The organism is Agaribacter marinus (assembly GCF_030160655.1).
Lineage (GTDB): Bacteria > Pseudomonadota > Gammaproteobacteria > Enterobacterales > Alteromonadaceae > Glaciecola > Glaciecola marina.
The window spans coordinates 61,997-85,032 of sequence record NZ_BSOT01000006.1; the positions used below are offsets into that span (position 1 = coordinate 61,997).

Annotated in this window: 24 protein-coding genes; 4 read left to right on the top strand and 20 right to left on the bottom strand. The window is 39.8% G+C overall.

What is annotated here, in order from left to right; genetic code table 11:
• Positions 1-43 precede the first annotated feature (43 nt).
• From QQK00_RS11145 to QQK00_RS11155, 3 genes are all read right to left on the bottom strand, one after another.
• Positions 44-2,890 carry a hypothetical protein gene (locus QQK00_RS11145; RefSeq protein ID WP_284217651.1) on the bottom strand — a complete coding sequence of 949 codons (2,847 nt, stop codon included), beginning with the start codon at positions 2,888-2,890 and terminating at the stop codon, positions 44-46.
• A gap of 29 nt (positions 2,891-2,919) precedes the next feature.
• Positions 2,920-3,675, bottom strand: coding sequence for a fimbrial biogenesis chaperone (locus QQK00_RS11150; RefSeq protein ID WP_284217652.1), 756 nt, complete (start codon positions 3,673-3,675; stop codon positions 2,920-2,922).
• A gap of 83 nt (positions 3,676-3,758) precedes the next feature.
• Positions 3,759-4,274, bottom strand: coding sequence for a hypothetical protein (locus QQK00_RS11155; protein ID WP_284217653.1), 516 nt, complete (start codon positions 4,272-4,274; stop codon positions 3,759-3,761).
• A gap of 473 nt (positions 4,275-4,747) precedes the next feature.
• On the opposite strand from QQK00_RS11155, the gene QQK00_RS11160 reads away from it, so the two are divergent.
• Both QQK00_RS11160 and QQK00_RS11165 read left to right on the top strand, forming a co-directional pair.
• Positions 4,748-5,149: a GFA family protein gene (locus QQK00_RS11160; protein WP_284217654.1), complete on the top strand. Its 402-nt coding sequence runs from the start codon at positions 4,748-4,750 to the stop codon at positions 5,147-5,149.
• Positions 5,150-5,198: 49 nt separating this feature from the next.
• Complete coding sequence (locus QQK00_RS11165) at positions 5,199-5,714, top strand: hypothetical protein (protein WP_284217655.1); 516 nt, start codon at positions 5,199-5,201, stop codon at positions 5,712-5,714.
• Between the two features lie 67 nt (positions 5,715-5,781).
• Here the strand turns inward: QQK00_RS11165 and cydB are convergent, their stop codons facing one another.
• The 3 genes from cydB to QQK00_RS11180 form a co-directional block, all read right to left on the bottom strand.
• Positions 5,782-6,786 (bottom strand): cytochrome d ubiquinol oxidase subunit II, encoded by a 1,005-nt coding sequence (cydB, locus tag QQK00_RS11170; protein ID WP_284217656.1) that lies wholly within the window; start codon positions 6,784-6,786, stop codon positions 5,782-5,784.
• The gene (locus QQK00_RS11175) at positions 6,786-8,159 is read right to left on the bottom strand and encodes a cytochrome ubiquinol oxidase subunit I (protein ID WP_284217657.1); all 1,374 of its coding nucleotides are present in this window, start codon (positions 8,157-8,159) and stop codon (positions 6,786-6,788) included. Before QQK00_RS11175 ends, cydB begins: the two co-directional genes overlap by 1 nt.
• A 71-nt stretch (positions 8,160-8,230) precedes the next feature.
• A complete protein-coding gene (locus QQK00_RS11180) occupies positions 8,231-8,779 on the bottom strand; it encodes a GbsR/MarR family transcriptional regulator (RefSeq protein ID WP_284217658.1) in 549 nt (182 codons plus the stop codon).
• Between the two features lie 466 nt (positions 8,780-9,245).
• Here QQK00_RS11180 and QQK00_RS11185 point away from each other — a divergent pair, with 466 nt between their 5' ends.
• Entirely contained in the window at positions 9,246-10,232 is a 987-nt protein-coding gene (locus tag QQK00_RS11185; protein ID WP_284217659.1) for a DUF2971 domain-containing protein, read from the top strand.
• A 145-nt stretch (positions 10,233-10,377) separates the two neighbouring features.
• Here the strand turns inward: QQK00_RS11185 and QQK00_RS11190 are convergent, their stop codons facing one another.
• The 3 genes from QQK00_RS11190 to QQK00_RS11200 all read right to left on the bottom strand — a co-directional run bounded on the left by QQK00_RS11190 (position 10,378) and on the right by QQK00_RS11200 (position 12,023).
• Complete coding sequence (locus QQK00_RS11190; protein WP_284217660.1) at positions 10,378-11,166, bottom strand: ankyrin repeat domain-containing protein; 789 nt, start codon at positions 11,164-11,166, stop codon at positions 10,378-10,380.
• 205 nt (positions 11,167-11,371) lie between these two features.
• Positions 11,372-11,650, bottom strand: a complete 279-nt coding sequence (locus tag QQK00_RS11195; RefSeq protein WP_284217661.1) for a helix-turn-helix transcriptional regulator — start codon at positions 11,648-11,650, stop codon at positions 11,372-11,374.
• Complete coding sequence (locus QQK00_RS11200) at positions 11,643-12,023, bottom strand: HipA domain-containing protein (protein ID WP_284217662.1); 381 nt, start codon at positions 12,021-12,023, stop codon at positions 11,643-11,645. The genes QQK00_RS11195 and QQK00_RS11200 overlap by 8 nt, the downstream gene beginning before the upstream one ends.
• Before the next feature lie 757 nt (positions 12,024-12,780).
• Between QQK00_RS11200 and QQK00_RS11205 the strand changes: the two genes are divergently transcribed.
• Positions 12,781-14,076, top strand: coding sequence for an Ig-like domain-containing protein (locus tag QQK00_RS11205; protein WP_284217663.1), 1,296 nt, complete (start codon positions 12,781-12,783; stop codon positions 14,074-14,076).
• 155 nt (positions 14,077-14,231) lie between these two features.
• Here the strand turns inward: QQK00_RS11205 and QQK00_RS11210 are convergent, their stop codons facing one another.
• From QQK00_RS11210 to QQK00_RS11260, 11 genes are all read right to left on the bottom strand, one after another.
• Positions 14,232-14,702: a prepilin-type N-terminal cleavage/methylation domain-containing protein gene (locus tag QQK00_RS11210; protein ID WP_284217664.1), complete on the bottom strand. Its 471-nt coding sequence runs from the start codon at positions 14,700-14,702 to the stop codon at positions 14,232-14,234.
• Between the two features lie 90 nt (positions 14,703-14,792).
• Positions 14,793-15,062: a superinfection immunity protein gene (locus tag QQK00_RS11215; protein WP_284217665.1), complete on the bottom strand. Its 270-nt coding sequence runs from the start codon at positions 15,060-15,062 to the stop codon at positions 14,793-14,795.
• A gap of 87 nt (positions 15,063-15,149) precedes the next feature.
• The gene (locus QQK00_RS11220) at positions 15,150-15,734 is read right to left on the bottom strand and encodes a hypothetical protein (RefSeq protein WP_284217666.1); all 585 of its coding nucleotides are present in this window, start codon (positions 15,732-15,734) and stop codon (positions 15,150-15,152) included.
• Entirely contained in the window at positions 15,724-16,233 is a 510-nt protein-coding gene (locus QQK00_RS11225; RefSeq protein WP_284217667.1) for an RNA polymerase sigma factor, read from the bottom strand. Before QQK00_RS11225 ends, QQK00_RS11220 begins: the two co-directional genes overlap by 11 nt.
• 107 nt (positions 16,234-16,340) lie before the next feature.
• Positions 16,341-17,090 (bottom strand): FkbM family methyltransferase, encoded by a 750-nt coding sequence (locus QQK00_RS11230; RefSeq protein WP_284217668.1) that lies wholly within the window; start codon positions 17,088-17,090, stop codon positions 16,341-16,343.
• Between the two features lie 26 nt (positions 17,091-17,116).
• Positions 17,117-17,491, bottom strand: a complete 375-nt coding sequence (locus QQK00_RS11235) for a 6-pyruvoyl trahydropterin synthase family protein (RefSeq protein WP_284217669.1) — start codon at positions 17,489-17,491, stop codon at positions 17,117-17,119.
• A 59-nt stretch (positions 17,492-17,550) separates the two neighbouring features.
• Positions 17,551-18,525: an MDR/zinc-dependent alcohol dehydrogenase-like family protein gene (locus QQK00_RS11240; protein WP_284217670.1), complete on the bottom strand. Its 975-nt coding sequence runs from the start codon at positions 18,523-18,525 to the stop codon at positions 17,551-17,553.
• Positions 18,526-18,527: 2 nt separating this feature from the next.
• On the bottom strand, positions 18,528-19,487 hold the full coding sequence (locus QQK00_RS11245) for a RibD family protein (RefSeq protein ID WP_284217671.1): 960 nt from the start codon (positions 19,485-19,487) through the stop codon (positions 18,528-18,530).
• A gap of 21 nt (positions 19,488-19,508) precedes the next feature.
• Positions 19,509-21,293: a sulfatase-like hydrolase/transferase gene (locus tag QQK00_RS11250; protein WP_284217672.1), complete on the bottom strand. Its 1,785-nt coding sequence runs from the start codon at positions 21,291-21,293 to the stop codon at positions 19,509-19,511.
• A 1-nt stretch (position 21,294) separates the two neighbouring features.
• Positions 21,295-22,119 (bottom strand): class I SAM-dependent methyltransferase, encoded by an 825-nt coding sequence (locus tag QQK00_RS11255; protein WP_284217673.1) that lies wholly within the window; start codon positions 22,117-22,119, stop codon positions 21,295-21,297.
• Positions 22,100-22,813: a CDP-alcohol phosphatidyltransferase family protein gene (locus tag QQK00_RS11260; protein ID WP_284217674.1), complete on the bottom strand. Its 714-nt coding sequence runs from the start codon at positions 22,811-22,813 to the stop codon at positions 22,100-22,102. Before QQK00_RS11260 ends, QQK00_RS11255 begins: the two co-directional genes overlap by 20 nt.
• Between the last annotated feature and the right edge of the window lie 223 nt (positions 22,814-23,036).

A 23,036-nucleotide genomic window follows, 5' to 3' on the forward strand; every position in this document is an offset into this window, starting at 1 on the left:
CATATAAAAACCAATAGACAAAATATAGGTAAGTACTAACTATTTAGTTGATAGTTTCCGATACGGCTAGTACTTTCTGATAAGCTGCATGGGCAAGTAGTCCATTGGTTTCATTTTGCGAATTGTCTATTGCTGCTAAGCTAGCTTGTATAGAAGCTTTTAAAGCTAAATACGCCTGCCGTTGCAAGCCAGAATACGCGTCTGCTTCTTTTTCTAACTTAGCCTGTTCAATGCTTTTGTGTGTTTTACTATCAATCAATACTATGTCATCCAAAGATACAATATCACCTTCCTCTGGCGCTTCAATAACGATGGCTTCTTCGGGTATGGCTAATCTAAAGTCTTGAAGCTTTTCCTTATCTAGTTGCAACATATACCTCCCAGGAGGCACTTTTGTAAAAAAGAAGAAGCCATCTACTTCTGTCATGCTTGTAAAATGATTGGCACCGTTGATTTCGAGTAAGTTAACTGTTAAGCCTGCTAAGCTGCGAACTTCACCTTCTTTTTCTTGAAGAATTATACCTTCGATGTCATTAGTTGTTACGATTGGGAATTCAATACGAGCGGTCCCTCCTTCGTGTGTAGCAAGTAACACAGGCGGTTTTGACGGCATAAAAAACGGGTCGTATAAAGTGCCCTCATCGACGCCTACTTTTTGATAGCGATTATTGGTGAACAATTGTACTTCGCCGTTTTCTGTCGTTTGTTCGTCAAGCCAGTTGTGTGAGCCTTCAAAACCAACGCCTACAAGGGGTTCGTCGTTTCCATTAAATTGATTGTCCCTATTGCGATCTAAATACGCAAAGGCTTCAACTTTTGCAGCACTAGCTCCTTTCGGCTTACTTAATTGCAGTCGCTGTTTGGGTTTGTTATAAAACAAATCCCCCGTGATGCCAATGTTCACGTTCCAATGACCTCCGCTATTAATGTTCGCGCCAAGTTTAAAGTTGAATAGTTCATATCGCCAACTTGCCTGTTGGCGATAAGTAAATTTATGTTTATTGTTGGCGCGGTAACTGATATTGCTCTGCTGAAAAGTTTTTAACTTTTGTGGCCAACGTATGTTCATCGTGTAACTGTCGATATCTAGACGGTCAAAAGGCTGCCATGACAAAGAATGGCTAAATTGAAAATTTCGGATACGATGCGTTAAAAAAGCATCATGAACTGTTTTGTGTGAACCCCGATTTTCTGAATAAGACAATTTGTTTGAAAGAGTATTGCCTCTACGACTTTGTGAAACACCAATTCCTGCTGATAAAGAGCGGCTACCATCTAACCGCTGTCTATTTGAAATATTTAGGTTCGCAGAAAAAGGCTTTGTACTGCCTAATCGTGCATTTAATCTAGCTTTTGTATCATACACAAAATCTGCGTTATTGCTAAATTTGCTACTTGTAAAATCATTTAGATAAGTATGTTCAATACTAGCATTTACTTTATTAGATAATCGACTATTTACACCGACAAATGAAGCTTGTCCACCGCCAATTTGTTTAGCGTGCCGAACCCGAATTGCGTGATCGCCGATATTCATATCAGCGCCAAACGTGGCATAGTCTTCAAAGTTATTATCTTCAGTTTCTTGCCGTTGATAATCTGAATTTAGGGTAATATTGTGGCCAATACCAAAGGTAGTTGAAGCGCCAAAGTGTCTTTCTTTGCTATTTTGAATATTGCCATCTAACAACCGTTTCGCGGCATCCGCAGCATATATGCGAAAATCAAAATCTCCCTTAGGAAGTTGCTCTCTTCCCACGTCGACAATTTGCGTTCTGCTTTCTTCGAGGCCCTCTGGACTGAACAAGCGTATTTCAAATTCGTTACGACCAAAAAATGTGGAGATATTGGAAAATATTACTTGGTTGTCGTTATCACTTACGGTTTCTTCTAAAAACTCTCCATTTCTAAATAGGCGAGCACGCCAACCTGGTAGTACTGTTTCTTCAATTCTTATACTCGAAAAATTCCGTCGCCTATTTTGAGAATAGCTGAAGGTGTTAATGCCTAAAGCTTGTAAGGAAGTACCAACTAACTCATCTCCATCTAGGGATAAGTCGCCTAATTCATATTTAATGCTGCGGTCGTCGATAGTTTCTATACTTTGTTTAAACTGAGTGATGGTATCATCAACTAAAAAGTTCTTACTCAAGCGAAGGAACTGCTTTGAACCCGTCTTACTATTACTAAGGCGATAATTGGTTGACATATAAGCCAAGTCGAAATAGCCGTTGATATTTGCACTATGTGAAGTATTGCTTTTTGTTGAGTCATGGCGAGCATCTAATCTGTAATTGATACGTGGCAAGGTAAGTAATTTGTAGTCGTCCGCTACCATAGTTAGCGTTTGCAAAGGTGTATAAACTCGTTCACTAACTAGTTGTTTGCTTTTCTTTCCTGATCCAAAGCGCTCATAGCTGCTAGTAAAGTTTAGTTGCATTATTTCAAAATTTGTACTGCTTTCGCCACCTAATAAGGTGGCAATGACTCGAATATCTACATAAATATCAAAATCGTCAGTGTACCAATATGCCACTGTTGACTCTGCGGTGGAAGTGAAATCAATATCAAATCCACATGACAAAGGCGAATGTTCATCATATTCAGATCTAAAACTATTTGGGTTAAACGTAATACGCCAAGGTAAATCAAAAGCATCAGGCAATTGCGATATAGCCACAAGATGAGTGTCACCCACGGGAAAAACATCAACGCTGTCTAGCACTGATCGGTTATTTACCCGCAGTACCATAAACAATAGGTCATCTTCGTTGATTTCTGCAGCTTGCCAATTATAAGTAGAATTGCAGGCAAAGCTGCGGGGCAGGTATAGAAATAGACAAACCATCACTAAAAAAGATAGGGGTAATCCTTTACCAGTAAAGCTCATGGACTTGCCTGCGACAAAAAAATTCTCGTCTAAAGCGTGAAGTCGATATTAGATTTCAAGTTGCCGCCATACTTTGCAACTTCTTGATACTCAATATTTATTTTTGAGGCAGAGTCATCTATGTTCAATGGTATTCGGATGCGGCGTTCAGACACAGAGGTATATACCGCAACGCCATTTAATATGCCGACTTCTTGGTCCTTATTGTCCCTGATAATAAAATTACCGTATAGGCTGCGATTACCATCGAGAGTTTGCCAAAATTCAACATGTGGCGTGTTATTAATGTTAACTAGTCGGGGCCGCTGTAGGCTGGTTTGTGCATGCACGTCGCCATGCCTGACGATTATGGGAAAGTTATAGCTCATAGTCGGTTTGAGTGAAACAGATCCCGCTGCTCTAAGATCTGGCGAACTCTTCATGCTAAATACAGCGCGGTATTCACCATCTTTTAAATGGCTAGGGCGTCGGACTGAGAATCGAATCACCTGCTTACCGCCAGGTTGTAAAGTCCCACGTTTAGGAGAAAATCTAATTAATTTGATGGCCGAGTTATCAGTGTTATCTACCTTTTTTATGTTGCCATGTTCGTCCATTTCAACTAAACGCATTTGCGTTGAATAAGTCATGGGTACCGAACCAGTGTTTCTCAGTTGCAAGGCTTCGGAACGTTGTTTACTATCAAATACGAGGCGATTTTTTGACATTGCTAGATTTGCAAAAGCAGAATGCACATTTAATATCAGTAGTAACGTGATTACGGCAGAAAAATTTTTTATTGACATGGTAGCGGGTCACTCCTGTGTAATATTTGATATATCCTGATGAGCTAAAGGACTTCATATGAGTCCTTTAGCATCAATAGCTTTTATTGGAAAAGAACTTCAACTGTGTAAGGTGCTGTTTCATCAGCGCCTGGAGTTAGCGTGTTGTTTACTGTTAGCTGACCATAAACGTCAATTAGAAGGTCTGAACCAGAACCATCTGTAGTAACACTGATTGCGCCATCAGCAGATGCATGCCCATCGGAAGCCGCTGCCGCGTTATTGATGTCAAAAGAAGGTACAAATGTTACGTTAGTACCAGCTGAAAAAGTCAATTCAACGGTTACGCCGGTATTTGGTAGTAAACCAGTGACATCTACTTGGCCAAGTGCTATTTCAGCGGCAGAAGCATCACAAGCACCCGTTACAGCACCAGCATCGTCCATAGTACATACAGATCCTGATGCAACTTGTACTGTACCGAAATCTATTGCGGTAGAGTTAGCTATGCTAGCGTCAGCAGCGGCTGTAACGTTCGCATCAAACGTTTCGCTTGCAGCAAAAGAAGCAGAAGATACCAACGTTGCTGTTACTAAAGCAGCTAATTTAAATTTATTCATGATTAATAATCCTTTTATATTACAAAATTGTGTGTTTATTCCCTCAATCCCACCGTTGTGCTTGAAGGCGAGATGAATTTAAGCATCGAAAATTTATCTGGTAAGTATTAATTCGAATAACCAAGTATGGTGTGAAAAAATAGCGGTTTTAAAATGTATACTTAGGTTTAGGGGTGAAAGTAATGATTTTTAGACTTAAGTTTATACATCTGTTTGTTTGGAATTGTGAATACTCAAATTTTATGCATGTAAAATCATGTATTTACTACTTGCTCGACTAGTAAAGATATTTCTTTAATAGGTTTTTTCGAAAAAACGTTTTTAAATTTTGCATTTTTACTATAAATCTATAAAAAAACTTAATAACAATCACTTAGTGTGATTTAAGTGCATAGTCTAAAGTATAGTATGTTGGTAAATATCGAACACTTCCCGGTTTACTCGGAATAAACTCATTGAAAAAGGCGTCTATTATGAAATACACAGGCAGTTGTCATTGCAAAAAAGTGACATTTGAAGTTGATTTACCCGAATCAATAGAGTGTGAGCGTTGTAATTGTAGTATTTGCAGTAAAGCGGGGTTTGTTCACCTAATACTGCCCTTATCAAAATTTAAGTTGATAAGTGGTAAAGACGATCTTACTACTTATACCTTTAATACCGGTGTCGCCAAGCACACCTTTTGCAAGCTCTGTGGTGTAAAACCCTTTTATACGCCGCGCTCCAACCCAGATGGTATCGATATTAACCTCAATTGCCTCGATGAATTACCAAAGGAGGTTCGTATAGTCGAGTTTGATGGACGGAATTGGGAAAAAAATGCGAGTGCATTGGCGCATAAGTCGAAATCAAGTAATGAGGCAAACAAGCGATAACAAATATGCTGAACTTTTATCAGCTTTTATTAATTTAACAGGAAGTTTTATGAAAGGAAATATATTGGGAGTAGCGTTGTTACTTAGTTCTGCTGGTGCAATGGCAGGTTGGCTGGAACCTTCTGAATCCTCTATTTCAGAATTTTATCCTGCGGCATCGTTCTGCGGAATGCAAAAATCGAATAATACTGAAATAACTGACAGTCGAATCGTTGGCGGTGGTTTTGAGGTTAGAAAAGGCTCCAAAATGTCATGTAATCTGCCAGTGAAGCCCGGCAAATATGTTGAACGTATTGTTATCAATTACACCAAATATAATAACGACCCTCGACAATGTCGAGTCGGTTTTGTCCGTTCAACAAGTGGAGGTGTTGCGTCGAATTACATGGCTCTTTCAACGTATAAAGGTCAGAAAGTTTGGTATTACGAAAATTTGGGTAGTATCAACCTTAGTGATGCACTAAAGGGGCAGAATTTATGGATTGGTTGTGATCACTATGTGTTCGATCAACCAAACGCATTCATGCGGTACGGTACTATTCGCGTGGATTATACTGCCGGCTAGCTTTCATATTAGACTTTACAGCCGAGTATTGATTGCTCGGCTGATATACATGAAATAGTCGGAAATGTTAATAATACCTCAAGGCATCAGCCTTTCCTCTAAACGCATAATAAGCCACGGCCGTATATGCGGCGATAATTGGCACGACGACTATTGCGCCGAAAAATATAATGTTTAGCGAACTTTCGGCACTTGCTGCCTCGTAAATGGTTAAGGCATTGGGTACCACATACGGATAAAAGCTCAACGCTAAGCCAACGAAGCATGTCATAAAGATAATTGCAGTCATCAAAAAGGGTAGCCAAGCGCCCTCGTCCTTTTCGAGCGGTAAACGCCTTAACACTAAGTACCCTAACGCAAACATTGCAAAGCATAAAAGCGGAATGGCGGCGTATAAGTAGACAAATGGTCCTTGCGTCCACACTTCAAAAGCATTGGCATTCACTAATGGATTGATTAAGCACACACTTAAAATCCCGACAAAACAAAAGACACCCGCTTGCTTGCTGCGTTTGATGGCGTGCAACTGCAAATCTCCTGAGGTTTTTAATATTAGCCATGTATTGCCAATGAGTGCATATGCAGCACTAACACATATACCACTGAAGCCGGCGAAGAGTGTGCTCCATAGCGTATATTCGAGGCCCATGATATAAATACCGAGCATGAAGCCCTGGCTAAAGGCGGCCAAAATAGATCCTGCTTTAAAGGTAATATCCCAGCGAAACTTATGTTCGGGTTTTACCTTTGCTCTAAAGTCAAAGGCCACGCCACGCATGATCAGGGCGATGAGTAATAAAGTTGCAGGTAAGTACAGTGCTTTGAGTATTGCACTGTGCGCCGACGGAAACGCGACCAACAGCAAGCCAACCGCAAGCACCAACCACGTTTCATTGGCATCCCAAAAAGGCCCGATTGAGGCAATGGATGTATCGCGCCACGCTTCGTTATTGAGCGGTAAGCAAATTCCGACGCCTAAATCGTATCCGTCGAGTATGGCGTAGAGCAATATCGATAGTGCCGTTAACGCAGCAAATATAAGTGCGAGTTGATGATGACTAAAATCAAACATTAGTTGGCTCCTCTAGTTGCTGTATTGCCTTGCGTTTTTTGTTCAGGCAAGCCCGGTAAGCTTAAATCGTACTCTTCAACGTCTACGGCTTTGCGTGCCAAGTTAAGTAGCGTTTTGATATAGGCAATGAGTAAGACACAATAAATGCTTAAGTACGCTGCAAGTGTGAGTGCAACATTTTCCCCAGCTATAGTGGTGACGGCGTCAGCTGTTTTTAATACTCCGTGTACTAAATAAGGCTGACGTCCTATTTCCGTGACATACCAACCGGCTAGGGTGGCTATCCAGCCAGAAAAGCTCATGCTCATCAATATTTTAAGTTGTAAAGCGGACAAGCGTTTTTTGCGCAGGAGCGTGATACTGCTCCACCACGCGATTGCTATCATTAGTAGACCAATGCTGACCATTACTCTAAAACTAAAGAATACTGGCGCTACTGGCGGATGAGCGCCTTCAAACTCGTTTAAGCCCTTAATTTCACCTGCTGGATCATGAGTAAGAATGAGACTTGCCAGTGTTGGAATTTCAATCGAAAATTTATTGCTTTGCGTCGCCTCGTCGGGTAAGCCAAATAGCACCAATGGCGCACCTTTTTCGGTATGCCATACCCCTTCCATCGCTGCAATTTTTGCTGGCTGATGTTCAAGCGTATTTAATCCGTGTAAGTCGCCAACAAAGGCTTGTGTTGGCGCAAGTATAGCGGCAGCAAATAGAGCCGTTTTAAGCGTAACGTTTGGCGCTTTTTTATTGTCACCACGGTAAATGCGATACGCGCTTATACCTGCGACTAAAAAGCACACCGTTAGCGCAGAACTAAGCAAGGTATGACTAAGACGATACGGAAATGACGGATTAAAAATGATTGCCATCCAATCGGTCGCATAGGCGACACCTTCGCGCATTTCAAAACCATCGGGCGTTTGCATCCATGAATTTAACACGAGTATCCAAAATGCCGACATGCTGGTACCAAAGGCCACAAGGAAGGTGGCTGAGGTATGTGCCCACGCAGGGACGCGATTAAAGCCAAATAGCATAATCCCTAACATGGTGGCTTCTAAAAAGAAGGCTGTTAGTATTTCATAGGCGAGCAGCGGCCCTGCTATATTCCCGATGGTTTCCATAAAGCCCGGCCAGTTGGTACCAAACTGAAACGACATTGTAATACCACTTACGACGCCCAAGGCAAAGGTCAAGGCAAATACTTTTACCCAAAAGCGGTAAGCGCGCATCCACACTGGGTGCTGTGATAGGTCAAAGCGCACTTTAAAGTAAAATAGTAACCATGCAAGCGCGATGGTGATGGTTGGAAACAATATATGAAAGCTAATATTGGCGGCAAACTGGATCCGCGATAACACTAACACGTCCATTTTTATTACCTCTAGTAAATTAAAAAATCTGTCTACTGTCGACTGAGCAGTTTATTAAGGCTGGTATGTGCTCAACTCTTCTTTTGAATAAGCTTGTCTTTTAAATCCAATACCTTGCCTACACCCGAGCCAAGTTTCATCAGGGTGTTAAGCTTTTCTGGTGATAAGGTTTGTAAGCTTTGCGTCCAATGCGTGATGTTTTCGAGTAAGTCGTGAATTTCATGAATTTTTTGCTGCGCATGGACTTCTTGATGATTAGCAGCTTCGTCTAACAATATGTCACGAAGCAAAGACAGAGTAGGGTCCATTTCACGCTTACGACGCTCTTCAAATACTTTGTTCGCCATATCCCAAATGGTACCTTTGGTTTGGTAATAGTCTTTACGGTCGCCTTGTTTATACGTAGTTTGTACTAATTGCCAACTGTGTAATTCTTTTAGTCCCATACTCACATTACCACGAGAAATACCCAGCGCTTCGCCAATGTCATTAGCGCTTAACGGTGATTCACTCAACACTAATAGCGCATATATCTGCCCTACCGTGCGGTTAAACCCCCAGCGGCTGCCCATTTCACCGAAGTGAAAAACAAAAGATTCGATCATTGGTGTCATTTGCATAATATATATTTCTGAAATTTCAGTATTTTCTGAAAGTATAAAAGATTGTTGATTTAGATCAAGTTGTTTTGGTCATAGATGGTTGTTGTATGATCTCATATTTGTTGAAATATAAGTGATTTGACGCTGGATGCATTGAATTCATTGTTTTGAGGGTGAGGAGTCGATCTTCCAAGCAGTATTATGTGGGTCTGCTTAAGACAAACATGATCCGATCTACTAAAAAAACATAGTAGCGGCTTTCTGTAGAGAACTATAATTTATTCCAGTGGGATATTTTAGGAGCGGCAACTTCCAGCTCGTCTTATAGTGTATTAACACCTTCGGCTTTGCTATTGTATTTTAATAACTCGTTTGGAAGTTAGTGCTGTAACTTCTGACAAGTTTTGATTTATTTTGCCACCAAAGTGGCTTCGCATAAGAATGTCTTTCATCACTGAATTAAAGAGTAGAACGGGGAAGTTAGTTGGCTTTATATCACTATACAAATCTAGACGCGTTAACGAGTATTATTCAAAACAATGAGTTATGGTTTACGCACATAAACTACATGAATGACAGTCAAGAGTTATATGAAGGTCTAGATAAAATAGTCGATAGGTGGTTATATAAAAGGCGATTAAAAAGACATATCAAATCCACACAGTTGAACATTCCTCCTGAAGATTTAAGGAAAGAGTTTGAAGCAATGTGGGACAATCGGCTACATCGGGAAATTTATAGAGAATCTGAAGCTTTTTTGGAGGAAATTGAAAAATTCAGAACAAACTGCAATATTTTCGTTATGTCCTTTAGCGAATCAAGCGACCTCCTTAGTCAGTGGAGAGGGTATTCAAATTTATCCCAAGGCTATTGTATAGAATTTGACGAAGGCCGTCTAAATGAGCAATTAAATCGGCAACAAAAAATGTTTAATGCTGACGAGAGTATGCAGTTTAGTTTGCAGCAATGTATGTATAGTGATGAGACTTCAAATAAGTTGATAGAGGAACATAGTGATAAGCTAATGTCAAAAGAGCCCTACGACCTTTTAGAAATAAATGAGGATGATTTTGAAAGGTATTACGCGAAATACGACATTCAAAGTAATCTTGTAGAAGACAAGCACTATGCAGTTATATACGAAAAAGTTCACAATCTGCTATCCAATATATTAATAACGGCCGCCAATATAAAAAATAATTCATTTAGGGAAGAAAAAGAGAAACGAGCAGCAATTTATCTATCTAACGAATGCGCCTCACGAGTATCTTATAGAAACAAAAACGGTGTTTTAATACCGTTTTTCAAACTTCCTATAACCGAGAATGTTATAGAGTCGATAACCTTAGGTCCAGGACCTAACGCAGAACTAGCTGCTGCGTCATTGGCTCAGTACTTAACACAAAAGTTTGAGAACGCGGATGTGCCGAAAGTACATATCTCTGAAACGCCATTTAGGGACAGCCTTTGACTCAAAATGCTAAGTAAAGTTTAAATTAGAAATACCAAAATAAAACTACAAACACTATCGAGCGACAAGTCAACGTTTTAGATGAATGTAGAGCAGTTGCTCGTGCAAAGCGGTCATTCATAAAATTGCTCTTTATACTAAATATTTACGTTTTCACTATAGATAGATATCGAATAGCACTAGAGCAATCCTTACCATTGTCCCAGCCATCTTCAACAGCTTCTGCAAGTTGAGTAACAGTGCGACCCTTACTTGATTTTATCGTTGCATCAGCTCCCTGAGATACGAGCTTTTTAAGCAATTTCGAATTACACTTTTCTAAGTGCATTGGCGAGCCATATTCAGGCTCTTTTGCTCCAAATATCATTAATCGACACCTAGCATGATTGATATTTGCGCCATGCTTTGCCATCAATGAAATAATCTCGATGTTTTCCGTCATTACAGCATCACAGATAAGGGGAGCATGCGGTCCTTTAGTGTTTGGATCAGCTCCTTTTTTTAGTAAATATGATATCGCGTTGACATTTTCATTTTGGATTGCTGAAAGCAAGAGTGTTGTGCCGTTTGTAGCAGTGGCATTGGCGTCTCCCCCATAAGACATTAGTAACTTTAGTACCTTGAGATCTGGGTATTCTCTCGTTGTTGCATAATGAATTGGAGCATACCCAATGCCGTTTAACATATTTGGGTTAGCTCCATACTTTAATAGAGTCTCAATAATATCTGTATGTCCCCACTCTACTGCATATTGTAGAGGTGTATCTTTTCTCTTGTTTTTTGTTGGCTCTTCTACATTAATACCTAAATCTAGTAACTCGACAACTTTCTTGAGATTACCCTCAGATACAGCACTGTGTAATGGTGTAGAGAACTCGACTGCGACAGTTGAATGAGATAAAAACAATACCATAACAAACGAAAATAATTTCATAGAGATCAATGTACTTTAACTTTTAGAATTACTTTAGCAATTCATGGAGAAACAGTCATTTACATTTGGTAGTTCTATATCCACTCTTTTTTGTCATTGAGAACTACTACCCAATGGCCGCTCAATGTAAAGAGCGGCTGTTCAATACTCATGTTGTGAATGACGCTACGTTGTCAACGACGATGTGAGTCTGCAACATTAGTATTTATAACTCTCGACGAACCGCCCTAACACTTAATTGAAATCCGCCCGGCGCTAAAATTTTATTCAACACCGAGAATCGAGGGTCTGTATTGCCTTTTTCAATATCACGGAGTGTTTTGTCTGATACTTTGATAAATTTGGCATATTGAGTTTGCGTCATGCCATATAACCTAGTTCGAACTTGTTTGACTAATTCGCCGATGGTAATTATATTTTTAATGAGATCTGTTTCTAGTTCAGCGAGAATCTGTTTTCGTTCCTCGGCAGATAAGTTAACCATCATACACTCCCATTTCTGCTAATTTTTTCTTTATGTTATGAAAACCAATTGCAGGGAAATTTAAGATCTCAGCTGGACAATTTAGGTGTTGTAATAGCGCTGGTAAGTCACTTAACTTTTCTGCTAGTTGTTTCAAAAATAAAACCAATTCTTCAGGGTCGCAAAAAACCGAAAGCGATTGGGCTACTTTCGCAAAGTTAATCTGTCCACCTGTTTCACAATTATTACCCCATTTAAATAAACGCGTAACCAACTCGGGATCAGCTTTCATGGGAGCAAAGTCATAAATAGGCGCAAAACGAATATCACCATCAAATTTTAAGAAGGAAATATTTCGTCCATGGTTATCCGAATTTCCAAATACATGGTTCAAAAAGTCACGGGTGACATACATGCGTTAATCAGCAAAGCATAATTTTGCTGAAACTTGCTTGCAGAGCTGGCCAGTGTGGGTAATCAGTTGGGATTATACCTATTGGCGCATTCATGCTGCATGCCCAGCTGTCTCTTGTATCATAATTGGCTGCGGCTGCAATATAGTCGGGATTATATGATAAAGAACAACTTGCACTGAGTTGTTCTCCGGAGAAACTCAGTGTAGCGGCATCCCACCATTTCCCCTGATTAAATAATTGTAGTGTTACGGTTTGCATGATTGATTAAGTAGTTTGTTACCGTTTATTTGAATATACTAGCATTTTTCCGGTAGATATCTACCGTTTATTTGTTTGTCGATATGAATTTTCGGAAATAAACTACCGACAGAACGGCGACGGTACTGGATGGTGATTGATTCGTTTATACATAGGTAAACTGCTACGGCGTCGTTTCAGTTGTTTCCCCTATGTTTAGTTTTAACATTCGGTGAAAGAATTAGTGCTTCTATCCTGTCAGATAAGCCATACACTTTTTATTCCGGCTGTGTATTTGGCAGTCTGAAGTACGGTGTTGTATAGCTAATGTACTCGTATCAATAGATTCAACCATTACATTGGTGTTTAGTTACGTTTAGTTTATATTAAGCCCCGAATAAATCGCACACACAAACATTCTTGCGAATCCTATTTAGTACATCCCTGTCATAATAATCGATGGGTTTACATTCATATTAATTGGAGAAGTAGTCGCTAATGTCAAAAGTTTTTTTAGCACACCCAAAAGTTCTTATCTTGCCAGTTGTAGCACTCTCACTAAGCGGATGCGGCGGTGGAGGCAGTTCTGGTAACAATGAGCCGACGGTACCTGAAACAGTAAATACCATGCCTGTAGCAAATGACGATCAACTTGTGGTTGATGAAAATAGTACGCCGGGCGTGTCTAATCAACATGATGTATCCACAAATGATCAGCTTGGCGCAAATGGTGGGGACAGTGACAACTACAGTTTATCAAGTGCACCTACCAATGGGTCTGTCATTGAAATAAGTGATGGCGTATTTGAATATGTGCCCAATGCAGATTTTTTTGGTTCAGACAGTTTTGTCTATACCATTACTGATGTAGACGGTGATTCGCAAACCGCGACCGTCTCTGTAACGGTCAATGAAGTGCTTGTTAACAATGGCCCAACTGCCGACGATTTTAACAACATGGATCCCGCATTTCCTTCTTTTGTGTCGATTGATGACACCACGCCAGTCGGTAAAAAATGGGTCAAGTTTGATGCCATGTCTGATGAGTTCGATGAGTTTGATTCATCTAAATGGTTTAATTCTACCTGGAACTATGGCGTACCTGTCTTTATGTCAAATACTAGTGAAAACTCGGGCGTAAGCGATGGAAAGTTATGGATTAAGGCGACCTTAAACGAGGCAAATCCAGAGGATCGTTGGTTTCAGACGGCAAGAATACATAGTCGAACCAAAGCGAAATACCCGATGTATACAGAAGCGAGAATTAAAACGGCACATATCTCTGCCTACAATACGTATTGGTTAAACAACGGGAATATTGATAACCGAGATGAGATTGATGTTATTGAAAACAATTCAAAGCCATCATGTAATTGCCAGCCTGATTTCCCCAATCAAATGAACTCACAGTACTTTCAGGCTGATGAGACTAAAGTTCCACAAACCGTTAGAGAAAAAGGCAATTACCTAAGATCCAATTTGTTAGAAGCCAACCCACTGCGAGATAAAGGTTGGAATGAGGACTATCATATCTATGGCGTATGGTGGAAAGACGAAAAAAATATTCAATTCTATTTGAATGGTGAGCCTGCAGGCAGTGTGCTGGTGGGTGACCATAATGATGGCAGAATATATGAACGTGAATTTACCAGGGACTTAGAAATTATTTTCGACTTATGGACCAATGAAGCTGATTGGTTAGGCGGTTTGCCGCCAAAATCTGATTTAGCAGACGATACCATTAATACTATGCGTATTGACTGGGTCAGAACATGGAAATTAGAGGACGAATAAAACCTTTGTATTTGGGCACAAGCGCGTCAGTTAAGGTGTGCTTGTGCTGTATAGTTTGTTCACGATGCACTAACTTAGGCTCATTTGCGACGATGACAGATTGGGTTTCTCGACTGAAAGATGAGCAGGTAAGCCCTTAAGCAAAGGTCTTACCATCAACACCCATCGCTAAATATTTCTACCCGTGCTGCCCTATCTGACCTCGCTGAAGTATAGCGAACACGACAGTCACTTGGATCTTGGGCGTTTCTTAAGCGCACGTCTATTGCCCCTAACTGCCCGGCACAATTGCCACCAATCCATTGATAACTATCATCATCTGCAGTTACTGCCCTTGCAATGCCACTCGGGTGAGGGCAAGGGTAACCGCATCGCAGTGTGATGGTTTGTCCACCCATTTCAATGGTTGGATCGCTGGCACAGTCCGTTTTGTTGTCTATTTCCGCTTTGTAGTTTGCTAAGTTTGCAGCTGTGCGCATACTTCCCGCTAGTGATTCTAGTTTTGCTATTCTTGCGTCAACACTCACATCGATAAACTTAGGTGCAGCGATGACCGCAATTACGCCTAGGATGACAATCACAATTATCAATTCAATCAGTGTAAACCCGTGATACTTGGCTAGCATGCTTGATTTCCAACAATATTTTTACTCAATACTCATATATCGGAACAGATGCAATAAACCTGTATACAACATTGTTGCAAAGTGGACGACTTAGGTAGCCTTTATGTCAGATTTTACTTTATCTTTGTAGCGCTCAAATACTTTGCCAGTACACGCCCACACTAACAATCCACTCCATGCAATGAGAGAAAAGCCTGCAGGAATACACGCAACTAAGATATATTTGGCGTGGGAAGGATTGAGTACCACAGCGATCATTGCGGGTAAGAACCATACCGCGATGACTAAAATACTAATAAGTGCAATCTGAAGCATCGTTAATCCAGCGAGCTGGGCTAAAAAGTTATTTATGGTTTCCATCGGTGTATTCCTATGTAAAGTTAAACCTAGTCTTTCTTCTTAGCTATGTAGTCTCGGCATATTTTGTTTTATTACATTAATCGAATATTAATTTGTGACTTTTGCTTCTAAGGCTTTTACTTCATTAAGAAAGCGCTTTTCGCGTTTATATGCCCAGATTCCCCAAAGAGAGAACCAAATAATAAAAATACATATTCTGACAGCTGCGCCAATCACCTCGTCTTCACCAAAATAAAGTTGCATTAATACGACCGCAATTCCGCCACTTGCAGCAATCCAACCTAGGTGCATACTTAAATTAGCTATGCGCGCATTGTTCCGTAGTTGTTGAAGACAAGCATTTATATATTCGGTTGTGTTATTAAATTGGCCGAAAGCAGAGTGCCAGCGTAATTTAATGAAATACACAGAAATCGTTGTTGCAACACTCGCACAGACTAAAAAGAATATTTTTAACAATGTGCTAAGCTCTATGCCTACACTTAGGATCACTAGCCAAGGCAGTATTGAGAGTAAATCAATGGAGATATAGAAGCGTTGTTTTCGCCGCTGTGATTTAGCCAAGTTAACAATTTCTTCTACATTTACATTCAATGCAGGCTGCTGCTGCCATAACGCAGCCAGCTCATTATTGTCCTCGACAGAGGGTAAGGCATCGCTATTATTCGTCATGGCTCAATTGCCTCCTTAAACTTTGTTTCGTGCGAGTAATCAGTACACCAACGTTTGATACATTTAAACCGGTGACCTCGCTGATTTCTTGATAAGTTAAACCTTCCATAAACAAGGTTATTACTTGCCTGGCTGGTAGTTTTAGTGCTCGGATAGCTATCAATAAGGTACTTAGTTGCTGATTTTGAATCAGCATTTGGTCGTGATTATTTTCAGCCGAACTTTCGTCTATTATCGATTGTTCAACACTGTCTTGGGCATGTGTTTTGAGTGTTTTGGCTTCTTTTATCACGTGGGTAATTGCTCTATTATGCGCAATCCGCAGTATGTAGGTCTTAATACTGGCATCACCTTTGTAACGCTGAACGCCTTGCCAAACAGCAATGCATATCTCTTGGTAAAGTTCTTGGCGTAAACTTAAGCTGGCTTCATAGCTTGCCGCTACCCGAGAAAGCAAGGCAGCGTACTCGTCCATAAGGTCGTCGAATTTGGGTGTCACTACTGGTCCGTATCCAAGCGTTTTTGTTAATAGTCTTTTAGTATTTGATTTTCTTACATGTTGTCTAAAATAATGACTATTTTCTTAACACAGGTATAAAAAATGCGCTATTTGCACGAATCAAACCGGCAATATATATCACCAGAAAAAATACCCTTTTTAAACTGTTTGATATCGTTAACGACTTGATGATCATCTACCCAATGGTCAAAGCGCATTTGAAAGGTTTCTTTGTAAGACCAGTTGAAATGCTTATAACCAAGAGATTTGAGTACATCTAAACACTCTTGCATGCGTGTTTCACTGAAACTGAGAAACTCAAACGAGATATATGGGAGGGCTACCGACAAGCCTTTTAATACTTGCAACTCAAAGCCTTCTACATCAATTTTACAAAAGTGTGGCGTACCATATTTCTGAATCATTGCATCGAGCGTTGAAGTCTCAATTGTTATTTTTTTATCAAACTCAATGCGTAAATTAGACGCTGCTGTGAGTTCTTTTTCCCAGTCATTACCGGCTAACGTCGATAAGGTGGGAAACAAGGTGCTTATGGCGAGGGTTGCGTTTCCTGGTGCTTCGCCTAAGCCAACTCTTTCTAAATTGAATTGAGTATTGGCTGCAAATTTCTGGGAAAGGTAGTCAGCAAAGTTAGGTTGAGGTTCAAATGCGACAACCCGAGCGTTAAGCCTTAGCCATGTGTCGGCACGATCGCCAAGATGAGAACCCACATCAAAGCACAAATCACCGTTGCCAATGAAATTAGCATAAAATTTCTGTTTACGACGATGCTTTATGGGGTTCCACTCATAAAGCAATTTGGAAAGTAACCAGCCTAGTTTTGATTTGACACTCATAATAACCTATTTAGTACTTACAGGAGTTAACTACCCTGATAAGACGCCCATGCGTCGTGAGTTTCGCCTAGGCAGACGTTTATCGTGCCAGAAAACACGTCGGCAGTAATCATTTTAATTTCATCATGAATGTGCTTCGCCAAAAACTCCGTGGTGGTCAACTGACCTGAGAATTGAGGCTCCTCATCTAAGTTTTTGTAATTTAGATTTGCCAACACTTTTTGCGTAACGGCCTTGGCTTCACCAATATCAAGCACAACGTTTTGTGCTGTTAGTCCAGGGGATTGAAATTCGACATCAACCACATACGTTGCGCCGTGCATGTTTTGCGCGGGGCCAAAAAACGGATCTGGCAAGGAATGTGCGATCATAATGGATTCTCTAATTTTTACTGCAAACATAGTACTCACCTAATTTTATTTGTTGTTTATGTTAATTATTTTCAATATGTTTTATTGTTTTAGGGATATTTGATACACCAAATTATACCGTTGGGCGTATTACCGCTGCGCATCGCCTTAAAAAAATCTGGGGAATCAGCCAGAAGAACGTCATCTGCAAATAATTCGTCGTATATTGACTGTCTTAACAATTCGATAGCGTAAGACTTTCGGCTAACGTAACTTTCTTTCGGTTTGTGCTTAGGGATATTGGATACTTGAGAGCTTATGAGTTTTAAACGGTTGTAATGAAAGTGTTCACCTAACATTATCGAGACGGGTTTATCAACATACCAGCTTAATTCCACAATGGTGCCTTCAAATGCTGCGGACTGTATGCACCATTGCAAACCTGATGATGAACAAGTGGTGTGGTATATAAGGTCGAATTCGTCCAAGGGTTGTTCCGACGATTGTACTTCAAAACCTAATGACGCTGCCTTGTGTCTGCGCCAGTGGTCGGCTTCAATAATGGTTATGTTGGTAATCTCTAGTTGATGTAAGGTGCAAGCGAGTAAAGCGCCGATATTGCCGAAGCCGCAAATAGCGACGTTGATAGTATTGCTATCATTAAGAAGTAAGTGTTCACTGTCCCATAGCGCGTTTACGATTGTTTCCATATTGCTGACAAGCGTTAGACGGCGTGCAGGTATATCGTTTGGTAGCGTAAACAACGCGTCTGAAGATACTTTCGCTATTTGCTGATGTGGGTGTAGTAAATGTACGAGAGTATTGTCTAAGGTTTTGCCGACCAATGAATAGCCATACTTTATGGGTAGGTTAAAGTTGCCATCCATGTAGGGTACAGACATTTTTTCAGACAATCTGTCGTCCACTTTTCCCAGTGCAACCATTTTTTCTGTGCCGGTCGATATAAGCGAATAAAGGCTATGTATTATTTTTTCTTCAGCCATGCTCTCTTGCTGAAGAGGTGTCGGTTCTTCTCTTAGTTCTGAATGAGTTGAGTTGATATGCCATAAACTTAGGTTACTCATATTTAAAGCTGCCCTGTGACAACCATCGCATCACCCATTTGCGTGTACACGACATTTGACAATTTTTTTGCCTGATTGACTTCAGTTATTTCTGGTAGTGAAACAAACGAATGCCCAGAGCCAAAAATAAGCGGGGCAGTATGCAGTTGCAGCCAATCAATGGCGTTGCTTTGCATAAATGCTTTGATCGTGGTTGGTCCGCCTTCAAGTAAGATGGACGTGACATTCTCTTTTCGCAAATTTGCCAATGCACAACTAATTGCTTGCCCTTGTTCATCGCCAGAATAAGTAATGATTTTCAAGTGAGTTAAAGAAATACTGTCTGAATCTATGTCCTCTACACAGTCCTTTTTACACAGTAAGAAGTTTCTCATATTTGTGATATCGGGCAAAGATTCTAAGGCTATGGACGAATTACATAGAATGATCCTTGCAGGGTTAGGCCCTTCCACATGCCGTACATTCAGGCTTGGGTTTTCACTTCTAGCGGTATTCCCACCGACAATGACGCCGTCGACTAACGCACGTATCCTATGCGCATGCTTCAGGTTTTCCGTGTTGCCAATCCACTTGCTTGTGCCAGAAATCGTGCAGACTTTACCATCTAAGCTTTGCGCCATATGGGTAACAACGAATGACCGGTGCCTGTGATGCATATTTATGGTCGCGAGTGGTATATACAATTGTAAATGTGTCTTTAAATGATGTTCCATATCTGTCACAAAGTATAAATACAAACATTGATTAAATATGGTGATTGGCTCGCAGCTAATACTTCTAAGTACAAGCGTGCTAATCAATACGTCAAACTGAGAATTCTGAGCCTTTGCAAGTTCACTTTCATCGTTGAAAAATACGATGGTCGACAGATTAAATCCAATTATGTTTACATCGTCTGGGATGCTTTTGCATCGTTCTTTTAACTTAAGTATTTGTGGCCAATATTGTGCTAAAGTATCCATTAATTTATTTGCCTGCATTTACTAATCGGTTGAATCATTAACTTCATTGAGTTCTACACCATTGGATAGTATTGGGAGATCAAGAGATGGATCTTCACCAAGGATTTGATTGCACGCAGTAGCAAAAATGCTCATGAACCCTTCGTGTTTAATGTGTGATTTGTGTCCTCTTAAATTCATGGTTTTTTTGAACCCGTAGTGTTTAAATGTATCAATAAAGGGCTCGTTTTTACTAATAATATGCACGGGTGTTTCTAAACCCATACGAGGAATAGCAATAAGCGGTGGCTGATGATCTCCAAATACTACGAGCACCATATCGTCATCTTGATTATTTAGGGCAAAATCAAACACACTTGAGAGTTGATAGTTTATTGATGCCAAGTATTTATCGTGGTTACTTTTCATAGTGTCGGTGGAGAGTTCGGGCATGTAATCTAATGTATTTATACTGCGCCAGTCTTCGACCACTTTCGTTGGAGATATCCAAGGAATATGCGAATTCATTGTACAGTAAAACACACATACAGGTTTTTCAATCTGTGATTTAGCGCGCTCATACCCATGATTAATTACGTATTGATCGGGTGCACAAAATCTTTTTTGCAAACCAAAAAATGGTATTTTTTTTCCGGTAAAATCTAACTTTTTCCAATCCACAATATCGTCTGGTTGAAAGCAGCGTTTGATTGGGTCCCAGTTGATATCTTTGTCAGAGACTCCGCCCATAGGACAACAAAGCAAATTGTGGTAACCATTGCGATGCATGAAATGAAAGATGGACTCGTATTCACTAAAGTTATTTGTGGATTCAAATAGTGTATCGTAAAGCTGTATATTCTCGACTTTGGTGCCGTACATAAAAGTAGTGTAGCTAAGCCAAGAACCACCACTAAAAATGGGCGAAGTGGAAAAGTGTGACGCTACATGCAAACCAGCATGAGAAAATTTTTCACGGTAGTTTTGAATAGTGCTTTCTAAGTGCATTGCCAGTTTAGGATCTTTATAAACCCTTGCTCCGTATGATTCCACACAAATAAAGACAAAATTTGGTTGCCGTTTTAGTTTAACCTTAGAAAAAAGGTTTTTTTGTTGAAAAGATGCTTTGCTCTGTAACAAGATGGTTTTGTATTTTTTGCAGAACATGATGTTTCTAATCAAGTGATGCGTTGTCGAAAATACATTGCGCCAGTGCAAATCCTTATAACGATATTTACGCCAATCTAAAAGCGCTAGTGTCGTTCGTTTTTTCCAATCCAATAAGCCAAATATCACAATAGTCAAAAGTACTAAAATGGTTACAGTATTCTGTAGCAAAAACGCAGAGTTATAGTAAGTGATTATTAACCATTGGTTAACGTGAAAAGCGAGGTAACCTAGTAATCCAATAAAGCAAATAAGCCCAATTATTAGCGCCACTGCGCGACTTTTAAAGATAATGATTCCTGTATTAATTAGAGATAAATCGCTTAAAAACGCTGGTGTACGGCTAAACACAAAAATCATGACCGACAGGTATACAATATATATTTGAGAAATAAGTAGTATCCCTGTACTGATATATACAGTCACAGACAACGGCGTTTTGAATATCAGTAAGATTAGTAGAATCAGGCTAAATTCAGCATTTATCCTGAAAGGGTCAGAAAATTCCAATTTGCTAAATAATAACTGATGCAACTTGCGGTGACGCACACGCTTTTCCGTCAAGAATGAAAATGGATTGGCTTGCTGTCTGATATTGATTAAATAATACGGTAGAAAGCAAAAGATGTTGATGGAAACAAAACCTAACCAAAACAACATATTAATTTATTTTCCTATATATGTGAGCTAAGTACTTCATACGTTTTTTTTTGTATAATTTGTCTAATATAAATCCACCTCTAAAAGCTTGCCAACCCATATGTTTTGGTTTAATCATTAATAAAACAGTCATGATTCCGAGTTTTAGGTTGGTAAGCAAGGTCGGCGTATTCTGCATTAGGTGTGTAAAATCAAATTGTTGATACTCAACAGAATCTTTTGCGTTAGTGAGGTTGTTTGGATCCATATGCGATTGACTAAGTACTTCACTTAGTTGCCAGTCGGACATAAGTGCGCCTAATTGATTTTTGCAGGTGATAGCTTGCAAAGTATCTTCGACCACTACTAATGTACCATCAGGTGTAAGTGCATTTATAAGACCGATCAGTGTGAGCTGGATATTGGGGCTGTGTTTGATGGATTCTACTGCAATTATCATCGAATATTGTTTATCTTTCACTTCATCGAAAGATAAACAAGCGAAGCTTAGTTGGTTTTCAGAGGTTCCTTTTTGAGTCTGGTGAACCATATGGGCTTGGTCGATTTCATTTGGACTAATACTGATACCTAACACTTTAGCTTCAGTATGTTGGGCAATAAATGAAGTTCCCCAACCAACGCCGCATCCTGCATCTAATATGTCACCTGTTTCTGGAAAGCCGATATATTTTTCTATCCATTGATAAATATCGCAAATATCGTTTTCCGAAAAAGCCAATACTTTATGAATGGGGTACAGGTTGTTTTTCTTGTATTTTGATTCAGTTACGAACAACTGATCATACAACGCGTGCACTTCAGTTTTTTTAGGTTTCTTTGTTTTCATGCCGGAAATACTCTATGTATGAAATACTAAACGAAATTAACACGATAGATGCGCTTATCGCTAAGGCTAAATTTTTGAAAGGGTTAGGTAAAATAATAGCGATAAGTAGAATCAAGAAATTGATTCCCGCTAGAAAAGCCGCGTAGTTTTTTTTACATTCTTTGTAAAAGGGCTTAGGGAAAACTAATAGTGTAAGCCTGTACATATACCGCATTAAACCTGGCAGTAACAACCAAACACCTAGGTCTGTCGTAAGATAGAAGTATAGGCCCAATGCGGTGACTAAGAAAGCATCTGCTTCCATATCAAAAACGCGTCCAAAATCTGATGATGTTGACAGTTTTCTTGCTACGAATCCGTCAATGACATCTAGCGCCATCGAGACCGCTATTGTCACAAATAAGATATTTGAACTAAAAGATTGAAAGTTTAATATTGCAAACATTACCAATAGTAAGCGAGTGAGCGTTAGCCAATTTGCGAGACCCGCAAATATCCGGTAGCTGCTCAAGAAGTTAATATGACTTAATATGAGGAGAGAAAAAGACAAGCCACTTATCGTAACAAAAAAGCCCATTGACTGAAAAAACATCGCTAACATTGTTCCAAAAAATAGCAAAATGGCATGAAAGTCTGACCATTTCTCCAATCCGAGCGGAATGTATTGATTATAGCGCTTGTAAAATGCGGTCATAAATGATCCTGAAGTAAATCAATTAAATTGCTACGTTTCATGTTTTATCGTTCATTTTTCAAATCGAATCTCTCACTTAATCACACAATTGTCACAGAAATATCACTGACAAAAAATGTTGCACGAATACCGGTGCTTATCACTAGGTGCACGTCGTGGTGGTATTCGAGTAATACGACACTATTTCTTAAAAGTTGCAGTATTTCTCTGAGTGTGCAACTTT